General features: G+C 73.4%; 13 protein-coding genes. 7 read left to right on the top strand and 6 right to left on the bottom strand.

Going from position 1 to position 18,573, the window contains the following annotated elements:
* The first annotated feature begins 77 nt into the window (after window positions 1-77).
* From AC1DT4_RS09750 to AC1DT4_RS09720, 7 genes are all read left to right on the top strand, one after another.
* Entirely contained in the window at window positions 78-752 is a 675-nt protein-coding gene (locus AC1DT4_RS09750) for a TetR/AcrR family transcriptional regulator (protein ID WP_477089586.1), read from the top strand.
* Window positions 752-2,488, top strand: a complete 1,737-nt coding sequence (locus AC1DT4_RS09745; RefSeq protein WP_477089585.1) for an ABC transporter ATP-binding protein — start codon at window positions 752-754, stop codon at window positions 2,486-2,488. The genes AC1DT4_RS09750 and AC1DT4_RS09745 overlap by 1 nt, the downstream gene beginning before the upstream one ends.
* Window positions 2,485-4,467, top strand: a complete 1,983-nt coding sequence (locus AC1DT4_RS09740) for an ABC transporter ATP-binding protein (RefSeq protein ID WP_477089584.1) — start codon at window positions 2,485-2,487, stop codon at window positions 4,465-4,467. The genes AC1DT4_RS09745 and AC1DT4_RS09740 overlap by 4 nt, the downstream gene beginning before the upstream one ends.
* 66 nt (window positions 4,468-4,533) lie before the next feature.
* On the top strand, window positions 4,534-7,530 hold the full coding sequence (locus tag AC1DT4_RS09735) for a hypothetical protein (RefSeq protein ID WP_477089583.1): 2,997 nt from the start codon (window positions 4,534-4,536) through the stop codon (window positions 7,528-7,530).
* A 20-nt stretch (window positions 7,531-7,550) separates the two neighbouring features.
* Window positions 7,551-8,795 carry an MFS transporter gene (locus tag AC1DT4_RS09730; protein WP_477089582.1) on the top strand — a complete coding sequence of 415 codons (1,245 nt, stop codon included), beginning with the start codon at window positions 7,551-7,553 and terminating at the stop codon, window positions 8,793-8,795.
* Between the two features lie 27 nt (window positions 8,796-8,822).
* Entirely contained in the window at window positions 8,823-10,058 is a 1,236-nt protein-coding gene (locus tag AC1DT4_RS09725; protein ID WP_477089581.1) for an endo-1,4-beta-xylanase, read from the top strand.
* Window positions 10,059-10,062: 4 nt separating this feature from the next.
* Window positions 10,063-10,920 (top strand): TrmH family RNA methyltransferase, encoded by an 858-nt coding sequence (locus tag AC1DT4_RS09720; protein ID WP_477089580.1) that lies wholly within the window; start codon window positions 10,063-10,065, stop codon window positions 10,918-10,920.
* Here AC1DT4_RS09720 and AC1DT4_RS09715 read toward each other — a convergent pair.
* The 6 genes from AC1DT4_RS09715 to AC1DT4_RS09690 form a co-directional block, all read right to left on the bottom strand.
* Complete coding sequence (locus AC1DT4_RS09715; RefSeq protein WP_477089579.1) at window positions 10,890-11,828, bottom strand: acyl-CoA thioester hydrolase/BAAT C-terminal domain-containing protein; 939 nt, start codon at window positions 11,826-11,828, stop codon at window positions 10,890-10,892. The two genes, AC1DT4_RS09720 and AC1DT4_RS09715, sit on opposite strands and share 31 nt — an antisense overlap.
* Before the next feature lie 18 nt (window positions 11,829-11,846).
* The gene (locus tag AC1DT4_RS09710) at window positions 11,847-15,206 is read right to left on the bottom strand and encodes a hypothetical protein (RefSeq protein WP_477089578.1); all 3,360 of its coding nucleotides are present in this window, start codon (window positions 15,204-15,206) and stop codon (window positions 11,847-11,849) included.
* A 75-nt stretch (window positions 15,207-15,281) separates the two neighbouring features.
* A complete protein-coding gene (locus tag AC1DT4_RS09705; RefSeq protein ID WP_477089577.1) occupies window positions 15,282-16,589 on the bottom strand; it encodes a Fic family protein in 1,308 nt (435 codons plus the stop codon).
* Between the two features lie 54 nt (window positions 16,590-16,643).
* Window positions 16,644-17,210, bottom strand: a complete 567-nt coding sequence (locus AC1DT4_RS09700) for a YbaK/EbsC family protein (protein WP_477089576.1) — start codon at window positions 17,208-17,210, stop codon at window positions 16,644-16,646.
* Complete coding sequence (locus AC1DT4_RS09695) at window positions 17,207-17,731, bottom strand: YbhB/YbcL family Raf kinase inhibitor-like protein (protein ID WP_477089575.1); 525 nt, start codon at window positions 17,729-17,731, stop codon at window positions 17,207-17,209. The genes AC1DT4_RS09700 and AC1DT4_RS09695 overlap by 4 nt, the downstream gene beginning before the upstream one ends.
* A 7-nt stretch (window positions 17,732-17,738) precedes the next feature.
* A complete protein-coding gene (locus AC1DT4_RS09690) occupies window positions 17,739-18,407 on the bottom strand; it encodes a Pr6Pr family membrane protein (RefSeq protein WP_477089574.1) in 669 nt (222 codons plus the stop codon).
* Between the last annotated feature and the right edge of the window lie 166 nt (window positions 18,408-18,573).

Here is an 18,573-nt window from a genome sequence, read left to right as displayed (position 1 = left end):
CTGACTCGCTCGAGCGAGGTGTTCGCTCACAGCGAACACATGCACGGAGTGAGTGCTCACTCAGTTACATTCGCCGCATGGACCTCACCACCGGTGCGCGCGTCGGACGGGCAGCCCCGCTGCCGCCCGACGAGCGACGCGCCGCGATCCTCCTGGCCGTGCGTCCCGTGCTGCTGGCGCGAGGGGCCGCGGTCACGTCGCGGGAGCTCGCCGAGGCCGCCGGGGTGGCCGAGGGCACGCTCTTCCGGGTGTTCACCGACAAGGTGACGCTGATCCGCGAGGCCGTGCTCGCCGCGATCGACCCGGCGGACGCGGTCCCCGAGATCGCGCTGATCGACCGGTCGCTGCCGCTGCGCGACAAGCTGGTCGTCCTGATGACCCAGGCGCAGGCCCACGTCGGCGACTCGATGCGCTGGATGGGCCTGCTGCACGAGGTGGGACGGCTGGAGCCCGCCGGGCCCACCGCGGAGAACCGCGAGGCCGCCATCCGGCAGTGGGGGCGCCGTCAGCAGGCCGGGACGGCCGCCGTCACGGCGGCCGTCGCGGAGCTGCTGGAGCCCGACGCCCACCTGCTCCGGCTGCCCCTCGCCGACGTGATCGAGCTCTTTAACACCGTGCTGCTCGGGGCAACGATGCGTACCGTCGAGGCTGCCCGCCGCGGCCTGGACACCGGTCCGCCGGACCCCGAGCAGCTGGTGGACCTCCTCCTCCACGGCGCCCTCGCCCCCACCTCGACCGACAGGAGCTCGTGATGCTGGTCAAGCTGCTCAAGGAGCACCTCAAGCCGTACCAGGGCGCGGTGATCGCGGTCGTCCTGCTCCAGCTGATCCAGACGATGGCGACGCTCTACCTGCCCAGCCTGAACGCCCGGATCATCGACGACGGGGTGGTCAAGGGCGACACCGCCGAGATCATGCGCCTCGGCGGCGTGATGCTCGCGGTCAGCTTCGTGCAGATCGTCGCGGCCATCGTCGCCGTCTACTACGGCTCGCGGACGGCGATGGCGTTCGGCCGCGACGTGCGCACGCGGCTGTTCGGGCAGGTGCAGACGTTCTCGGCGCAGGAGGTGGCCAAGTTCGGGGCGCCGACGCTGATCACGCGCACGACGAACGACGTCCAGCAGGTGCAGATGGTCACGATGATGACCTTCACCATGATGATCATGGCGCCGATCATGCTGGTCGGCGGCGTGATCATGGCGATGCAGGAGGACGTCGCGCTCTCCGGCATCCTGCTCGTCTCGGTGCCGGTCCTCGGCCTGGTCATCGGCCTGATCATCTCGCGGATGGTGCCGTACTTCCGGTCGATGCAGAAGCGGATCGACGGGATCAACCGGGTGCTGCGCGAGCAGATCGCCGGGGTCCGGGTGGTCCGTGCGTTCGTCCGCGAGCGCCGCGAGTCGCAGCGGTTCGACGAGGCGAACACCGACCTCTACGACACGTCCCTGCGCGTCGGCAAGCTCATGGCGCTCATGTTCCCGTCGGTGATGGTCGTGCTGAACATCACGAGCGTCGCGGTGCTCTGGTTCGGTGCGTACCGCGTCGACTCGGGCGCCATGCAGATCGGCCAGCTGACGGCGTTCCTGTCGTACATCGCCTACATCCTCATCGCGGTCATGATGTCGACGATGATGTTCGTGATGGTCCCGCGGGCCGTCGTGTCGTCGGAGCGCATCGGGGAGATCCTCACGACCGACACGTCGGTGGTGCCGTCGCCGCACCCGCGCGGGCTGCCGGGCAACCGGCCCGGCCTGCTCGAGCTGCGGGGCGTCGAGTTCCGCTACCCGGGCGCCGAGCGCTCGGTCCTGCACGGCATCGACCTGCTGGCCGAGCCGGGCAGGACGACGGCCATCATCGGCTCCACGGGCTCCGGCAAGACGACGCTCGTGAACCTCATTCCGCGGCTGTTCGACGTGACCGGGGGCGCGGTGCTGCTCGACGGCGTCGACGTGCGCGATCTCGACCCCGACCAGCTGTGGACGCAGATCGGGCTCGTCCCGCAGAAGCCGTACCTGTTCGCCGGCACCGTCCGGTCGAACCTGGAGTACGGCAAGCCGGGGGCGTCCGACGAGGAGCTGTGGCACGCGCTCGACGTCGCCCAGGCCCGGCCGTTCGTCGAGGCGCTGGCCGAAGGGCTGGACGCCCCGATCTCCCAGGGCGGCACCAACGTGTCGGGCGGCCAGAGACAACGGCTCGCCATCGCCCGGGCGCTGGTGCGCAAGCCGTCGGTCTTCCTGTTCGACGACTCGTTCTCCGCGCTCGACTACGGGACGGACGCCGCGTTGCGGTCGGCCCTCGTCCCCGAGACGCAGGACGCGACCGTGCTGGTCGTCGCGCAGCGGGTGGCCACCATCCGCCACGCCGACTCCATCGTCGTGATGGAGGACGGCCTCGTGGTCGGCGTCGGCACGCACAGCGAGCTGCTGGAGTCGTCGGAGACGTACCGGGAGATCGTGTACTCGCAGGTCAGCGTGGAGGAGGCGGCATGAGCACCGACGAGCGTCCGGCACCCGCCCAGCGGATCCCCCCGCAGCGCCGCGGACCCGGCGGCGGCGGTCCGATGATGAACATGGGCATGCCCGGCGAGAAGTCGATGAACTTCCGCGGGTCGGCGCGCCGGTTCCTGGGCGAGATGCGCGGCGAGCGCTGGCCCATGCTGGCGATCGTCGCGATGGGCACCGCGTCCGTCGTCCTGGCGGTCACCGGGCCGAAGCTCCTGGGCAACGCGACCAACGTGATCTTCGCCGGCGTGATCGGCAAGCAGCTGCCTGCGGGCACCACGAACGCCCAGGCGGTCGAGTTCCTGCGCTCGCGCGGCGAGACGGCTCAGGCCAACATCGTCGAGTCGTCCGGCGCGATCCCCGGCGTCGGCATCGACTTCACCCACCTGCGCAACATCCTGCTCGTGGTCCTGGCCATCTACCTGGGGTCGTTCCTGTTCGGGTGGCTGCAGGGCCGGATGACGGCCGTCGTCGTGCAGCGCGTGGTCTACCAGATGCGGCAGCGGGTCGAGGCGAAGCTGTCCCGGCTGCCGCTGAAGTACCACGACGGCCAGCCGCGCGGCGAGCTGCTCAGCCGCGTCACCAACGACATCGACAACGTCGCCCAGACGCTGCAGCAGACGCTCTCGCAGCTGATCACGTCGGTGCTGACCGTCGTCGGCGTGCTGGCCATGATGTTCTTCATCTCGCCGCTGCTCGCGGTCATCGCCCTGATCACGGTCCCGCTCTCGATGTGGATCGCGGCAATGATCGCCAAGCGGTCGCGCCCGCAGTTCATGCAGCAGTGGGCGGTGACCGGGCAGCTCAACGCCCACATCGAGGAGATGTACACCGGGCACTCCCTGGTCACCGTGTTCGGTCGGCAGAAGGAGGCCGCCGAGGTGTTCGCGGAGCGCAACGAGCGGCTGTACGAGTCGAGCTTCAAGGCGCAGTTCATCTCGGGGATCATCCAGCCGGCGCTCGGCTTCGTCGCCAACCTCAACTACGTGATCGTCGCGGTCGTCGGCGGCCTGCAGGTAGCGTCCGGAGCGCTCACGCTGGGCAGCGTCCAGGCGTTCATCCAGTACAGCCGGCAGTTCACGCAGCCGATCACGGCGATCGCGTCCATGGCGAACCTGCTCCAGTCGGGCGTCGCGTCCGTGGAGCGGGTGTTCGAGCTGCTCGACGCCGAGGAGCAGGAGCCCGACCCGGTCGACGCGGTGCAGCCGGACCAGCCCATCCAGGGCCGGGTCGCGTTCGAGAACGTGGCGTTCAGCTACTCGCCGGAGAAGCCCCTCATCCGGGACCTGTCCCTGGTGGCCGAGCCGGGCCAGACCATCGCGATCGTCGGACCGACGGGCGCGGGCAAGACGACCCTGGTCAACCTCCTGATGCGGTTCTACGAGGTCGACGCCGGCCGGATCACCCTCGACGGCGTCGACGTGCGGGACATGACCCGCGACGCGCTGCGCTCGCAGATGGGCATGGTCCTGCAGGACACCTGGCTCTTCGGCGGCACGCTCGCCGAGAACATCGCCTACGGCGTGGAGCACGCGACGCAGGACGAGATCGTCGACGCCGCCGTCGCGACCCACGTCGACCGCTTCGTGCGCACCCTGCCGGACGGCTACGAGACGAAGGTCGACGACGAGGGCGCCAACGTCTCGGCGGGGGAGAAGCAGCTGCTCACCATCGCCCGGGCCTTCCTGGCCGACCCGGCGATCCTCATCCTCGACGAGGCGACGTCGTCGGTGGACACCCGCACCGAGGTGCTGGTCCAGCAGGCGATGAACGCGCTGCGGCACGGGCGGACGTCGTTCGTCATCGCGCACCGGCTCTCGACCATCCGCGACGCCGACATCATCCTCGTGATGGAGGACGGTGCGATCGTCGAGCAGGGGTCGCACGACGACCTGCTCGACGCCGACGGCGCGTACGCGCGGCTCTACGCGAGCCAGTTCGCCGCGGCGGTGGCGCCCGTCGACTGACGCGCATTCACCCGATGGGCGTAATGTCCGCAATGTCGCGCACGAGCGAGGTTGCGGGGGGACGCCATGGCCGGGGAGCGAGTGCGGCGCAAGCCGCCGGCCGTCGAGCCGGTACCGGCTCCTGCTGAGCCGGTACCGGCTCCTGCTGAGCCGGAACCGCCGGGGCCGACCGTCCTCGAGCTGCGGATCCACGGGGTCGGCAACACGCCCGCCCAGGGCATGCTCGGCGTCGCCGCCGACCAGGTCGTGCGCACCGAGGGGGACACGCTCGCCAGCTTCTGGACGACGAAGGACCCGGCGGCGGCCGGCGCCTCGGACCGGCGGCGCGTCGAGGCGTACTCGTGGGGGGCGCTGGCGCGCGCGAGCTCGCTGCCGGGCCTGGGGTTCGTCGCCGGGCTCGGGCAGGCGGTGATCCGGGCGGGGTGGACGTTCCTCATCCCGTTCGGGGTGGCGAACGCGGCGTACTGGGCGCGGCGGCTGCCCGAGGACTTCCGGCTGCGGCGCCCCACGGCCCCCCGGCCGCCCGAGGAGCTGCCGCCGCCGTTCGGTGCGGCCGCCGCCCGCCTCTTCTGCCTGCTGCTGACCCTGCTCCTCGTGGTGACGTTCTCGACCGCCTCGGTCGACGTGGTCGCGACGCAGTGCTTCGGTCCGCAGAGCACCGTGACGACGACGATCGTCGACAGCACCGGCACCGAGGCCCAGCGCACCACGACGTCCCGGCTCGTCTGCGCCCACCTGCCTGCCGCGGTCCGGTCGCTGGCCGGCCTGAGCGACGGGCAGCGGCTGGCGCTGGCCGGCCTCGTCCCCGCGGCGCTGCTCGTCCTGCTGGTGCTCATCGCGTGGAGCGGGCGGGTCCGGTTCGACCAGCGCGTCTCCGTCACGCGGGCCGTGAGCCCGCCCACCAAGGACGTGCACACGTGGGACGCTCCCGTGCTGGCGCGCACCGGCTTCTGGAGCACGTCCGTGAAGGCCGGCGCCGACGCCTCGTCGCACGTCGCGGCCGGGCTCGCCCTGGTGGCCGCCCTGCTCGCCCACCAGCGGATGATGGCGGGGGACGAGGGCCTGTGGTGGTGGCGCGTCCTGTTCGCGCTGGCCGTCGTGCTGCTCGTGGCGGTCGCCGCCCGGATCGTCGGGGCGACCTCCGGCTATCCGGACGTCGACGGCGACGGCCCGCCGTCGGCACGGCCGCTCGTCCCGGTCGCCGTGACCAACCCCGTGCTCCGGCTCCCGTGGGGACCGATCCTGCTGGGCTCGGCGGTCGTCCTGCTCGTGGGCGTCCAGCTGGGCCTGGTCGGAGCCGGGAACTACCTGCCCGGGGCGAACCCCGGCACGCTGGCCCCGGTGTCCGTCGCCTCGGACGCGGTGGTCACGGGGATCGTCGGGCTGCTCGTGCTGCTCTGCCTCGTCGGGGTCGGGCTGCGGCGGGGCCTGCGCGGCCAGACCTGGATGTGGCTGACCGGCGCGGCGGTGGTGGCATCCGTCTGCTCCGCCCTGCTGGCGCACGGCTCGTCGACCGGAGCCGCGATCGTCGCCGCCTGCATCGCGGGGATCCTCGTCGTCGTGCTCACCACCCTGGTGCTCACCAGCCACGGCGACGTCCACGAGCGTCCGTACACCGGGTGGGCGGGGACGGGACCGGCCGTCTTCATGGCGCTGGCGGCCGGGCTGGCCGTGCTCATGAGCAGCCTGGTCGTCGTCGGCACCGCCGCGCTGCTCGACGCCCCGGCGGCGTCGGCGGGCGTCCAGACGCCGGTCCTGGACACGCTCACCACGCCGCGGGCGCTGGAGGGCAGCACGAGCGGGCTGCACCACGTCGTCGCGGTCCCCACGGTGTTCACGTCGTTCGGGTATGCCACGGTGGCCGTGCTGCTCGGGCTCGTGCTCGTCGCGGCCTTCACCGTGTGGCGGGGGATGACGGCCGGTCGGATCCCCGTGCGACCGGGCGGCACCTTCGAGGGTGTGGGTGACCTCAACCCCGTCGGGGAGGACATCGTGCTCGGCGCCCGGAGGGCGGCCGCGATGGCGCAGCGGGCGGAGGTCGTGGTCGGCGCGCTCGCCGCCCTGCTCGGTGCCGCCCTGGTGGCCGCCCTGGCGACGGCGGTGTGGGTCCAGGCGACGTCCCGGGCGCAGGACTTCCCGCCGACCTGCCGGATCGCCTGCGACAGCACGTCGCTGCGCACCATCGTGGCGGCGCTGCTGGTGGGGGTCGCCGGGGTGATGGCGGGCAACGTCCTGGCCGGCAGCCAGGCGGGCGCCGCCCGGCCGTGGGGCTTCCTGTGGGACCTGCAGTGCTTCCTGCCCCGCGCCGCGCACCCGTTCGGGCCGCCCTGCTACTCCGAGCGCGTGGTGCCCGAGCTGCGGCGCCGCATCGACGACTGGCTCGAGCTCAAGACCGAGGGCGTCGCGGTGGGCACCCGGGCGCAGGACCCGGAGCGGCGGGTGGTCCTGTCGGCGCACAGCATGGGCGCGGTGCTGGCCGTCTCGACGCTGTTCGCGCGTTGGGACGGCGGCGTCCGCGCGATGGACGGCGAGACGGTGGCGTCGTCGACCGACCCTCGCATCTCGCTGCTCACCTACGGCACCCAGCTGCGCCCCTACTTCGGCCGGTTCTTCCCCGAGCTGTTCGGGCCGCACGTGCTGGGCACCCGGCCGTGCCTCGCGCCGCGCATCACCGACCGGGACCCCTGGTCCGCGGACGCCCAGGTGCCGGGTCCGCGGCCGCCGTTCGCCGTCCCGCAACGGCTGCAGCCCACCGACCCGCCGGCCCTCACGCTGCTCGACTCGCTGGGCGGCCGGGCCGCGCCGCGGTGGATCAGCCTCTGGCGGCGCACCGACTTCGCCGGGTTTCCCGTCGACGCGTACACGATCGGGCCGCCGCGCGACGCCGAGGAGCCGGCGCCGCCGGAGCGCCCCGAACCCGCACCCGGTGCACCGCGCGCGATCGACCGCATGGCCGGCGAGTACGACGAGGACGCCTACATGTTCGTCGCCGTGCGGCACTCCGACTACCCGCGCTCGGCCGCCTACCGGCGGGCCGTGGACGACCTGACCGAATCGATTTGATCGGCCCGTACGCTCGGCCCATGCCGCCCCTGCCCGACGCCGAGCGCACCGGGTTCCCGCGCGACCGGATGACGATCGCGTTCTACGGCTGCTTCGCGGTCTGGGGCTGGCTCCTGTACAGCTTCAACCCGAGCGTGCCCCTGCTGGCCGACGAGCTCGGGATCTCCGAGGCGCAGGCCGGCCTGCACGGGACGGCCATGGCCGCGGGCGGCATCCTCGCGGCCCTCCTCACGCCGCGGCTGGTCCGCGGCCGGGGCCGCCGGACCGCGATCCTGCTGGCGTGCGGGCTCGTCGCGGTCGGCGCGTCCGGGCTGGTGGCCGCGCCGGCGCTCGGGTGGAGCCTCGTGGCCATGGTGGTGCTGGCGCTCGGCGGCAACGTCATGATCAGCGCCGCGCAGGCGGGCCTGGCCCTGCGGCACGGCAGCAAGGCGTCGGCCGCGCTGACGGAGGGCAACGGCGTCGGCTCCTCGATCGGGCTCGTCGGCCCCCTGGTCGTCGGCCTCTGCGTCGCGGTCGGCTGGGGCTGGCGCCCTGCGGTGCTGGTGACCGTCGCCCTGGCCCTGGTCACCGTGCTCCTCCTCTCGCGCGTCCCGGTCGGCGGCGCGATGACGCCCGCGCACGTCGCCGGCGAGGACCCGCCGGCCGCGCAGCCGGTACGGACGGGCAGCCGGGTGCCGGCGTGGTGCTTCCTGGTGACGCTCGTGGCGGGCATCTCGCTGGAGTTCGCGACGACCTACTGGTCGACGAGCCTGATCCTGCAGCAGACCGGCGCGGGCGCCGGCATCGCGGCCGCCGCGACGGCCGGTCTCGTGGCGGGCATGTCGGCGGTCCGGTTCGTCGTCGGTCCGCTCTCCCTGCGCGTCGCGCCGGCCATGCTGCTGGCCGTCGCGTTCGTCGTCGCCGTCGGAGGTTGGGCCATCCTGTGGACCGCGACCACCCCCGCGACCGCGATGGTCGGGCTGGTGGTCGCCGGGTTCGGGTACGGCGCGCAGTACCCGCTGTCGGTCGCCCTGCTGCTGGCCACCGCGCCCGGTCGCACCGATGCGACACAGGCCCGCGCCACCTTCGTCGGCAGCCTGGCGATCGGCGTGGCCCCGTTCGCGCTCGGGGCGCTCGCGGACGCGTTCGGCACCCACCGGGCGTTCCTCGTGGTCCCCGTCGTGGCCCTCGTCGGGGCGGCGGCGGCCATGGTCGGCGGGCGCGCGCTCCGCAGGCCCGTGGTCCCCGTCGAGCAGCTCGACCGCGGCGTGGCGGCGGATCGATAACGTTTTCGATCGTGGCAGGCTGGGTGCATGCCCCCGCTCGCCCACCGACGCGCCGACGCCGTCGTCACCGTCCTGCGGCCCGACGGCCGCCCGCTCGCCGACACCGACGTGGTGGTCGCCCAGGACCGGCACGCGTTCCTGTTCGGCAACATCGGGTTCGACTTCGTCGGCCTCGCGGGCGGGGAGCAGGCGGAGCCCTCCGTGTTCGGCGGCGCCTCCGCGGACTCGGCCGCCGCGCTGGCCGACCTCTGGTTCGACGTCTTCAACGCCGCGACGCTGCCGTTCTACTGGGGCGGCTTCGAGCCCGTGCGCGGGCAGCCCGACACCGCGCGCCTGCTGCGCGCGGCGCGCTGGTTCGCGGACCGCGGCGTCGTCGTGAAGGGCCACCCGCTCGCCTGGCACACGGTCGCCGCGCCCTGGCTGCTCGACCTGACGACGGACGAGATCGCCGAGGTCCAGGACGCGCGGATCCGCCGCGAGGTGGCCGACTTCGCCGGGGTCATCGACACGTGGGACGTGATCAACGAGGTCGTGATCATGCCGGTGTTCGACAAGGAGCCCAACGGCCTGACCCGGCTGGCCTGGGACCGCGGGCGGATCCCGGTCGTCCGGCTGGCGTTCGACGCCGCGCGGCAGACCAACCCGTCGGCGACGCTGCTGCTCAACGACTTCGACATGTCGACCGCCTACGAGTGCCTCATCGAGGGCGTGCTCGAGGCGGGCATCCCGGTCGACGCGATCGGCCTGCAGAGCCACATGCACCAGGGCTACTGGGGCGAGGAGAAGACGCAGGCGATCCTCGACCGGTTCGCGCGGTTCGGCCTCCCGCTGCACCTCACGGAGACGACGCTGCTGTCCGGCGAGCTCATGCCGGCGCACATCGAGGACCTCAACGACCACCAGGTCTCGTCGTGGCCGTCGACGCCGGAGGGCGAGGCGCGGCAGGCGGACGAGATCGAGCGGCACTACCGGACCCTGCTGGCGCACCCGGCCGTGCAGGCGGCGACCTACTGGGGGATCACCGACGAGGGCGCCTGGCTCGGCGCGCCGGCCGGGCTCGTGCGCGCCGACGGCACCCCGAAGCCCGCGTACCACGCCCTGCGCCGCCTGGTGAAGGACGAGTGGTGGCTGCCGCCGACGACGCTGCGCACGGACGCGTCGGGGCGCGTGCCGGTGAGCGGGTTCCTCGGGACGTACTCCGTGGACGGTGCGCCGTTCCCGCTCGAGCGTGACGGGGAGGTCGTCGTCCGGCTGGGAGGATGAGCGCGTGCCCGTGCCCTCCCTGCAGCCCGTCACCGACCCCGCCGACGAGCGGCTCGCCGACTACGTCTCGCTGACCGACGTCGCGCTGCGATCGCGGCAGGAGCCCGCCAAGGGCCTCTACATCGCCGAGAGCTCGACCGTCCTCGGCCGGGCGCTCGCTGCCGGTCACCGCCCGCGCTCGGTCCTGCTGTCGCCGCGCTGGCTGCCGGACCTCGAGCGGTTGCTGGCGAGCCTGCCGGCCGACGACACGGAGGTCCCGGTCTACGTCGCCGAGGAGCCCGTGCTCGAGGCCATCACGGGGTTCCACGTGCACCGCGGGGCGCTCGCCGCGATGCACCGCCCGGCCCTGGCGCCGGTGTCGTCGCTGCTCGCCGGCGCGCGCCGGGTCGCCGTGCTCGAGGACATCGTCGACCACACCAACGTCGGCGCGGCCTTCCGGTCCGCCGCCGCGCTCGGCGTCGACGCCGTGCTGGTCACCCCGCGCTGCGCCGACCCGCTCTACCGGCGGTCGGTGCGCGTCTCCATGGGGACCGTGTTCCAGGTGCCGTGGACGCGCATCGACCCGTGGCCCGACGGCATCTCGCTGCTGCGCGAGGCCGGGTTCGTCACCGCCGCGCTCGCCCTGTCCGACGACGCGATCACCCTGGACGAGCTGGTGGCGGACCCGCCGGCCCGCCTCGCGCTGGTGCTCGGCGCCGAGGGGCACGGCCTCAAGCCCGTCACCGTCGCCGAGTCCGACCTCGTGGTGCGGATCCCGATGGCCGGCGGGGTCGACTCGCTCAACGTGGCCGCTGCCGCCGCGGTGGCGTTCTGGGCGACCCGGGTGACGGCTCAGGCCGGCTCCTCCCGGGGGAGCGTGTAGCGCAGGAAGCCCGTCGTCCTGACCCACGTCTCCGCGCGTGCGCGCGCCGTCATCACGGGGTCACCGCCGTAGCGGAAGACGACGCCGGGACCCGGACCGTGGCTGGTGGCCACGCCGCCCGGCGGACCGGCGATCATGTGCCCGACCCCGTCGAGCACGACGTCCGCCCACGGGTACGGGTGGTCGGCGCGGCGCAGGCGGTCGGCGGCGACGCCGCTGTACGCGGGGGAGTCCCACATCTGGTCGTCGCCCCCGGACACCAGCAGGACGCCGCCGCGGATGCGCTCGACCGGGATGCTCACGCGCTCCAGGGCGGCCGGGTCCGTCGGCAACGCCGCGAAGCCGTCGCGCAGCGCGACCGGTTCGTGGCGCTCGATGGTCTGCGCGAGCTCGTCCGTGACGTCGTACGGCAGGAACGGCAGCGGCTCCCCGCCGACGGTCCAGGCCGGGCCGGACATCCGCAGGATCGCGTCCAGGCGTCCGGCCGCGTAGTCGATGCCCGCGGTGACGACCCCGCTGCCGACGACGCTGACGACGGACCCCACCCGCTCGTCACGGCTGCCGACGAGCAGCGCCGCCTCGCCGCCGCGGGAACCGCCGAGCAGCCCGATCGAGCCGGGGCCGAACCCCTGCGCCTCGAGCAGGTCGAGCGCCCGCGTGAAGTACTCCAGCGGGATGTCGACCAGGGCCGACGGGACGCCCGGTGCACCGAAATAGGCCAGCGCGAGGGCGGCGAAGCCCTCCTCCGCCAGGGCGACGGCGTCGCGCTCGTGCATCCCGCCCTCGGACCCGCCGATCACGACGACGGCGCGCTCGGTCCCCGAGGCCGGTCGGGCGAGCACGCCGGCGATCCCGTGCGCACGGCAGACGGCCCGGTCCCTGATGACGCGGCTCGTCGTCCGGCTCATGCCGCGCACCCTAGCCCGTCAGTCGGGCAGGTCGACCTCGATGCCGGACGTGGGCGCGTAGCCGCGGGTCCCCGAGAAGTGCAGGACGCCGCGTCCGCGCACGGGGTCGAACCGCAGGTGCACGAACCCGTCGTTCTCGATGTCGCCGACGACCACGTCGTGCCGCTCGTCCTCGTAGTCGACCTGCATCGCCACCGAGCCCGTGGACGGCGCCGGAGCGCCGGCGGGGGAGACCACCTGCACGAGGAGGCCGCCGGGGCTCCGCTCGACCACGCGCAGCTCGGTCGCGACCGCCGTGCGGGCCACGAGCGTGACGCCCGAGCCCGTGCGGGCGACGCACCCCTGGCCGGGCAGCCAGCTGCGCAGCCACGTCCGGCCGTCGGGGTACTCGCGCTCGACGGCGTCCCAGATCGTCGTGGCCTTCGACTCGACCTCGAGCCGGACCGTGCGCGTCTGCCCCGGCTCCAGGTGCAGCCACTGGTGGTCGACGTACGAGCGGTACGCGGTGCTGTCCTGCGAGACGTCGACCAGGGCGTCGAGGGCGTACGGGTACGGGTTGTGGACCTCCACGTCGCTGACCTCGCGTGACGCGGGCGACGACGGCTTGGAGTAGATGTCGAAGTAGTTGGACTGCGCGAGGTTGTTGTCGACGTCGGGCTCGTCCGCCTTCGCGCGCGGGATCGACGTGTAGCGGTCGATCCGCGCCTGGATGCAGAAGTGCGCGTCGTGGTCCGGCGACCACTCGGTCTGGAACTCGACGGTCTGGCCCGCGGCGATGTCGTGCTTCACCGGGTCGCCGAGATCGTCCCAGCGCTCCGAGTCGGGGTCGTCCGTGTTGAACGGCAGGATCTTGAACCGGACGGACACGTCGGGCGCGTCCAGGCCGCCGCCGTTGTGCACCTTCGCGACGAGACGGTTGAGCCCGATGATCGGCTTGTTGAGCCAGGTGCCGTCCTTGTCGCTGACCTCGTTGCGGATCTCGATGTCCGGGCTCTTGTAGTCGCCCGCCTCGCCGTTGTTGCCCTGGATCCAGGGGTCGGGCGCGGCCACCTTGCCCACGCGCACGCGGATCTTCGCCGACGTCGCCGTCATCGACACGACGTCGACGCGGAACTGGGAGAGGGCGTCGCCCTCGACGTCGAGGTGGTCGTAGTCGTTGCCGGCCGCGAGGATCGAGCCCTCGCCGTCGCCGTCGTCGAGCAGCAGGATGATCGGCTGACGCTTGTCCGCGACCACGGGCGGGAACTCGTAGCTCGTGGCGTTGTAGCCCATGACCTTTCCGCCCGGGAACGCGGTCGCGGCGCCGTCGCCGAGCTTGCCGGGCTGCCCCGCGCGGTACTCGAAGAACCACGAGAGCCGCGGCGCGACCTTGAGCTCCACGGCGGCGAACCGGCCGCCGGTCGGGAGGCCGGCGGCGAGCGGCGCCAGCTCGATCGTGACGTCCTCCTGGAAACCGTAGGCGAACGACCGCACGTGCCCCGTGTCGAGGAACCCGAGCAGCAGCTTGTGGCGGGCCGACAGGTGCGGCAGGCCGGTCTGGTCGCTCATGAGCTCGTGGTTGGTCAGGTCGCGGCTGCGCATCGACGTGGTGAACGTGGTGTCCATGTACAGGTCCGCCAGGCCGAGCGTGTGCCCGAGCTCGTGCGACGAGACCTCGACGTTGGTGAAGCCGAGGTTCGGGGCGGTCAGCTGGTCGTGCGGCATGCCGACCTTGGCGATCTCCACGGTCCGGTCGGAGCCGTCGGGAGCCTTCACCTGCACCTTGTAGACCTTGTTCTGCGCGCGCGGCCAGATGAAGTTGCCACCGGCCGACCGGAAGACCAGGAACACCGCGTCGACGGCCGTCCAGTCGATGCCGCCCTGGCCCTGCACCCCCGACACCGCCCGCTGGACCACGTCGTCCTTGACGATCCACTGGCTGATGCCCCCGACGGTGATCATGGAGAACCAGTCGGTCCAGGTCCCGTCCAGGCCGACCGGCCCCTGCACCGCGCCGCCGGCGAGCTGCATGCCGAGGCGGTTGCCCGACATCTCTCGGTAGAACGCGTCGACCCCGTTGGTGCCGACGAGGACGTTGCGCCAGGTGGTCTTCGCGTCGGCGATCGTCGGCGCCGGGTTGGCGGGCGAGACCGCCGCCGGCCAGCGGGCGTCCAAGGTGTCGACGAGGATCGCGGCGACCCGCCACGCGGTCAGCTTCGTCCCGGCCGCGTCCTTGGGCGTCTTCGCGCCGGCGTCGTCGACCCCCGCGGTCAGCGCGAGGGTGTGCAGCACGGGCGGCTGCGTCGGCCCGTCGATCCACAGCGGCGGACCGTCCACGGGGGACGTCGGGTCGAAGCCGACCTCGACCGTCGCGCGGCCCAGCTCGGTCAGGGTGGCCGCGTCGCGCGCGACCACGTCGGTGCGCTCGAGCGTGGCGTGCGCGAGCAGCCGGACGGTCGGGTGCGTCGGGTCGGCGTCCGCGCCGGGGTGCTCGCTGAGGGTCAGGACGCCCGGCGGGTCGGTGACCAGGTCGAGGTCCGCGCGGGTCCAGCCGGTGACGCCCGTGTCGATCTCGACGTCGGCCCACGAGCCCGGCCAGAGCGGCCCGCTCGGGACGCCGATCGTCACCCCGCCGTGCAGGCCGGCGGACGCGTCGAGCGACAGCACCCGGTTCGCGCCCGTGACGACGAGCCGGTCCTGCACGACGATCGCGTGGGAGGGCTGCGTGATGCCGCGGCCCACCAGCCGCTCGACCGCCGGCACCGCCGCCGTGAGGTCGACGACGCCGACCCGGTGCGCGGGAGCGCGCTCCGTGACCAGCAGCGACGTGCGCAGGGGGTCCGCCCACGCGACGAAGAACGGCGAGACCAGCCCGCCGACGACGACCGAGGCGGTCCCGTCCGCGTCGTGCCGGCTCAGCGTGCCGGTGCCCTGCTCGGTGACGTACAGCTCGCCCGCCGGCCCCACCGCGACGCCCACGGGCTGGCTCAGCCCGACGACGACGTCCTGCGTGGCGCCGGTCGCGAGGTCCACGCTCACGATCCGACCCCCTGCGTGGTCGGCGATCAGCGCCGCGCCGCCGTCGTCGGAACGCACCACCTGATGGGGTGCGCCGAGCCCGGTGGCGACCACCGTCGCGTTCGCGCGACCCGGGTTGAGCAGGTCCTGGTGCAGGAGGGTGCCGCCGCGCTCGGTGATGAGCGCCTCGTCGCCGACGACGCTGACCCCCTCGGGCTGGACGTACCCGTCGCCCCACTCGGTCAGCTCACCGCGCTCGACCGTCAGCGCCAGCAGCCGTCCGCCCGACCAGTCGGTGGCCAGCACCGTCCGCCCGTTCCAGACGTCCGCGCCGATGACCGTCCCCGCGACCCCGTCGGCCCATACCTGCAGCTCGCCCATGACGAGTCCCTCCCCCTGAGTCGGCCGTGCGCCGGCACGGGGGGAAGGACCGCTGCCCGGTCCGGGAGATACCGGTCAGCGGTGCTGGCCCCGGTGACCGCGGGGCAGGCGGCATGCGCGGCCGGCGCGGGGGAGCCAGGCGCCGCACGCCGTCTCGGGCTCGAGCCCGGTCGGCGCCACGGGAATCTCGACGGCCGGCACCGGCTCCGCGTCCGACGTCGCGCCGGGCTCGGCCACGAGGTCCAGGAGCTCGGTGGCGACGTAGACGGTCCGGGTGCGGTCCGCCTTCCGGTCGGGACGCAGCACCCCCGCGGCGGCCAGGGAGTCGAGCGCGTTGCGGGCGGCGACGCCGGTGACGTCGAACCGGGCCGCGACGGATGCGGCGTCGAGAACCGGGTGGGTCGGGAGGTCGGTGACCAGCCGGTGCGCGACCCCGCGCCGGACCCGGCCGGTCGGGGACCTGTCCCGCAGGTACGCGTCGAGGGTCTCGGTCTGCCGCTGCTGCCAGGCCGTCACCTGGCCCGACAGCCGGATCGCGTCGCCGGCCGCGGCGTGCACGGCCTCGGCGATCACCGCGACGACCGCCGCCCCTCCGTCCCCGCGGCGGAAGGTGTCGAGCGCCGCGTAGTAGCGCTCGCGGTCACGGAACAGCGCGGTGCTGATGGGCAGGGTGATCTGCGGTGCCACGCCGTAGCGGGCCAGGACGGTCCCGATGAGCACGCGGCCCGCACGGCCGTTGCCGTCGGCGAACGGGTGGATGGTCTCCAGCTGCGCGTGCGCGAGGGCGGCGGCGAGGACCGGCCGGTGGCGTCGCGAGGCGAGGTAGGCGTCCAGGTCGTCGAGCAGCGCCGGCACGAGCTCGTGCGGTGGCGCGTTGTAGTGGGCCTCGAGCGGCGTCCGGCCGCCGATCCACACCGGCTCCGTCCGGACGCCGGCGTGCCGCGGCGCGATCAGGCGCTGGAGCTCGACGACGTCCCACACGAGGGACACCTCCGGGTCGCGGGCGCGCTCGACCGACTCCCGCACGGCGTGCAGCGTGCGCGCGACGGTGACGGCGGACTCGCGGCCGCGCGCCACGAAGTCCGCGACGGCGACGGCCCGCGGCGTCGGCTCGTAGCCCTCGATGAGCGAGGACGCCGCCGCCTCGGAGCGCACGAGGAGGTCGCCGATCTGCCCGACGCCCACGTGCGCGGCGAGGTCGGCCGCCTCGCGCGCGCTGCGCTCCGCCTCGTCCAGGAGCGCCCCGGTGGCGGCGTCCAGCGGAGCGTCGTGGTCCAGCAGCGAGTCCGGGACGAAGGACTGGTAGGCACCCGAGCGGGTGTAGCGGCGCGGGACCCCGTCGGTGGTGCGCGGTGTCCACTGCAGCGTGACGTAGCGGCCCATGGGCACCTCCTCGACGGCGTCGTAAAGTTGACTCCGATGCTACTCGAGGAAAGTTTATCCGAGGGCGAGGCCGTCCACGGTCTCCACGCCCGGCGCTCGCGCGAGGAGCGCGCCGGGCAGGGCGAGCTTCGACCGGCGGACGCCGCTGCCGACGATCACGACCGGCCCGGCCACGGGGTCGTCCACGGCGACGCGCGCGTCGACCAGGACGCGGTAGCGGGGCGGGAGGCCCAGCGGCGTGATGCCGCCGTACTCCATCCCCGACTCCTCGACCGCCCGGTCCATCGGCAGGAACGACGCCTTGCGCACGTCGAGCAGCCGCTTGACCGTGGCGTTCACGTCCGCGCGCGTGGTCGCGCGCACGACGGCCGCGGCGACGCGCTCCTCGCCCTCGCGCCGGCCGGCGACGAGCACGCAGTTGGCCGACGCCGCCGGCGGCAGCGCGTACGCCTCGGTGAGCGCTGCCGTGTCCGCAAGGTCGGGGTCGATCTGCGTGACCAGGACCGCGTCGGCGACCTCCGGGTCCTGCGCGGCCCAGGCCGTGATCGTGGCCAGGGTCGAGACGGCGAGCAGGTCCGGGCGGTCGAGGGCTCGCACCCAGGTCAGCGTGCCGAGGCTCACCGCTGGTAGGTCCCCACCAGGACCGCGCGCGCGAGGGTGTGGAAGACGACGGCGGTGTTCGCGGCGCCGGGCATCGTGTCCGGCCCGAACCCGAGGGACGGCACGTCGAGGGCGTGCACGACGAAGAAGTACCGGTGCACCTGGTCCCCGGGCGGGGGCGCGGCGCCGCGGTAGGCGGCCTCGCCGTCGTCGCCACGCAGCGCGAACGCACCGCCGGGCAGGTCGGCTCCCGTGTCCAGCGACGTGGTGGTCGCGGGCACGTCGACGACGGTCCAGTGCCACCAGCCGGCGGGGCCGGGTGCGTCCGGGTCGAAGCAGCTGACCAGGAACGACTGCGTGCCGTCCGGGAAGCCCTCCCACGACAGCTGCGGCGAGACGTTGCTGCCGGCGTCGGTGTTGGTGTGCACGTCGGGGAGGCGCTCGCCGTGCCGGAAGTCGGCGCTGGTCAGCGTGAAGTCGGGGACCGACGGGAGCAGGGAGTAGGGGTCGGGCGCGACGGGACGGGTGAGGTTCACGGCCATGCCGACATCATTCCGCGGGGACCAGCGGCGCGCGCGGGGTCGGCTCGGGCACGCGTCGCCCGATGATCGCCTGCGCGGGCAGGAGCCGGTCGATGCCGACGAGTGCGAGGCCGAGCACGAAGAAGCCAACGCCGTAGATGAGCACGTTGAGCAGCAGCCCGCCGTAGCCCAGCTCGGAGACGTCGATGAACCCGTACGGGTAGTCGCTGCCGGGGCTCAGCACGCCGCGGATCGTGGTGAACGCGCAGTACGCCACCGGGTAGAGCAGCCAGTACGCCGCGTTGCGGATGCGCAGGCGGCGGTGCGGGACCATCAGCAGGTAGTGCACGAACGCGGCGATCGGCGTCAGGCGGTGCACGAGCTGGTCGTGGGTGAGGCCGAGCGCGACGACCTCCTCGCCCGGGGGCGCCGGGTCGAGGATGAGGTACGACACCAGGCCGGTGATGAGGATGAAGAGCGTCACCGCGCCGAACAGCCACGGCGGCGGCTCGACCCGGCGGGCGAGCACGGTGATGCCGCCCCAGAGCATGACGACGGCCAGCAGCAGGTTCGACTGGTTGGTGAAGTAGACGTAGTCCTCGAGGTCGAACGTGACGCCCGTGCTCGGCGCCCAGAACAGGGCGAGGAACGTGATCGCCGCCAGTGCGAGGCGGTAGATCCCGACGACGACTCCCATGACGTGCCTCCGTGCCCATGTTGTCCGGCGCCGGCCACGCTGCCGGGCGACGAGAACATAGCCGAGACCTGCGGCGTCGCGCTGCGGGCACGCCGCTGACCGGTCGACCGCGGTCCGTACGGGCGACGGCGGATTGACACCTCCGGGATGTCAGCGTGTACTGAGA

It is taken from the genome of Cellulomonas sp. P4_D11 (assembly GCF_056401915.1).
Note: the sequence above shows the minus strand (reverse complement) of the source record. Positions and strands in the feature narration are given on the sequence as shown.

Excerpts from the sequence above, each read along its gene's own strand:
- AC1DT4_RS09750 (WP_477089586.1), top strand. The coding sequence starts at position 78 with ATGGACCTCACCACCGGTGCGCGCGTCGGACGGGCAGCCCCGCTGCCG.
- AC1DT4_RS09745 (WP_477089585.1), top strand. The coding sequence starts at position 752 with ATGCTGGTCAAGCTGCTCAAGGAGCACCTCAAGCCGTACCAGGGCGCG.
- AC1DT4_RS09740 (WP_477089584.1), top strand. The coding sequence starts at position 2,485 with ATGAGCACCGACGAGCGTCCGGCACCCGCCCAGCGGATCCCCCCGCAG.
- AC1DT4_RS09735 (WP_477089583.1), top strand. The coding sequence starts at position 4,534 with ATGGCCGGGGAGCGAGTGCGGCGCAAGCCGCCGGCCGTCGAGCCGGTA.
- AC1DT4_RS09730 (WP_477089582.1), top strand. The coding sequence starts at position 7,551 with ATGCCGCCCCTGCCCGACGCCGAGCGCACCGGGTTCCCGCGCGACCGG.
- AC1DT4_RS09725 (WP_477089581.1), top strand. The coding sequence starts at position 8,823 with ATGCCCCCGCTCGCCCACCGACGCGCCGACGCCGTCGTCACCGTCCTG.
- AC1DT4_RS09715 (WP_477089579.1), bottom strand. The coding sequence starts at position 11,828 with ATGAGCCGGACGACGAGCCGCGTCATCAGGGACCGGGCCGTCTGCCGT.
- AC1DT4_RS09710 (WP_477089578.1), bottom strand. The coding sequence starts at position 15,206 with ATGGGCGAGCTGCAGGTATGGGCCGACGGGGTCGCGGGGACGGTCATC.
- AC1DT4_RS09705 (WP_477089577.1), bottom strand. The coding sequence starts at position 16,589 with ATGGGCCGCTACGTCACGCTGCAGTGGACACCGCGCACCACCGACGGG.
- AC1DT4_RS09695 (WP_477089575.1), bottom strand. The coding sequence starts at position 17,731 with ATGGCCGTGAACCTCACCCGTCCCGTCGCGCCCGACCCCTACTCCCTG.
- AC1DT4_RS09690 (WP_477089574.1), bottom strand. The coding sequence starts at position 18,407 with ATGGGAGTCGTCGTCGGGATCTACCGCCTCGCACTGGCGGCGATCACG.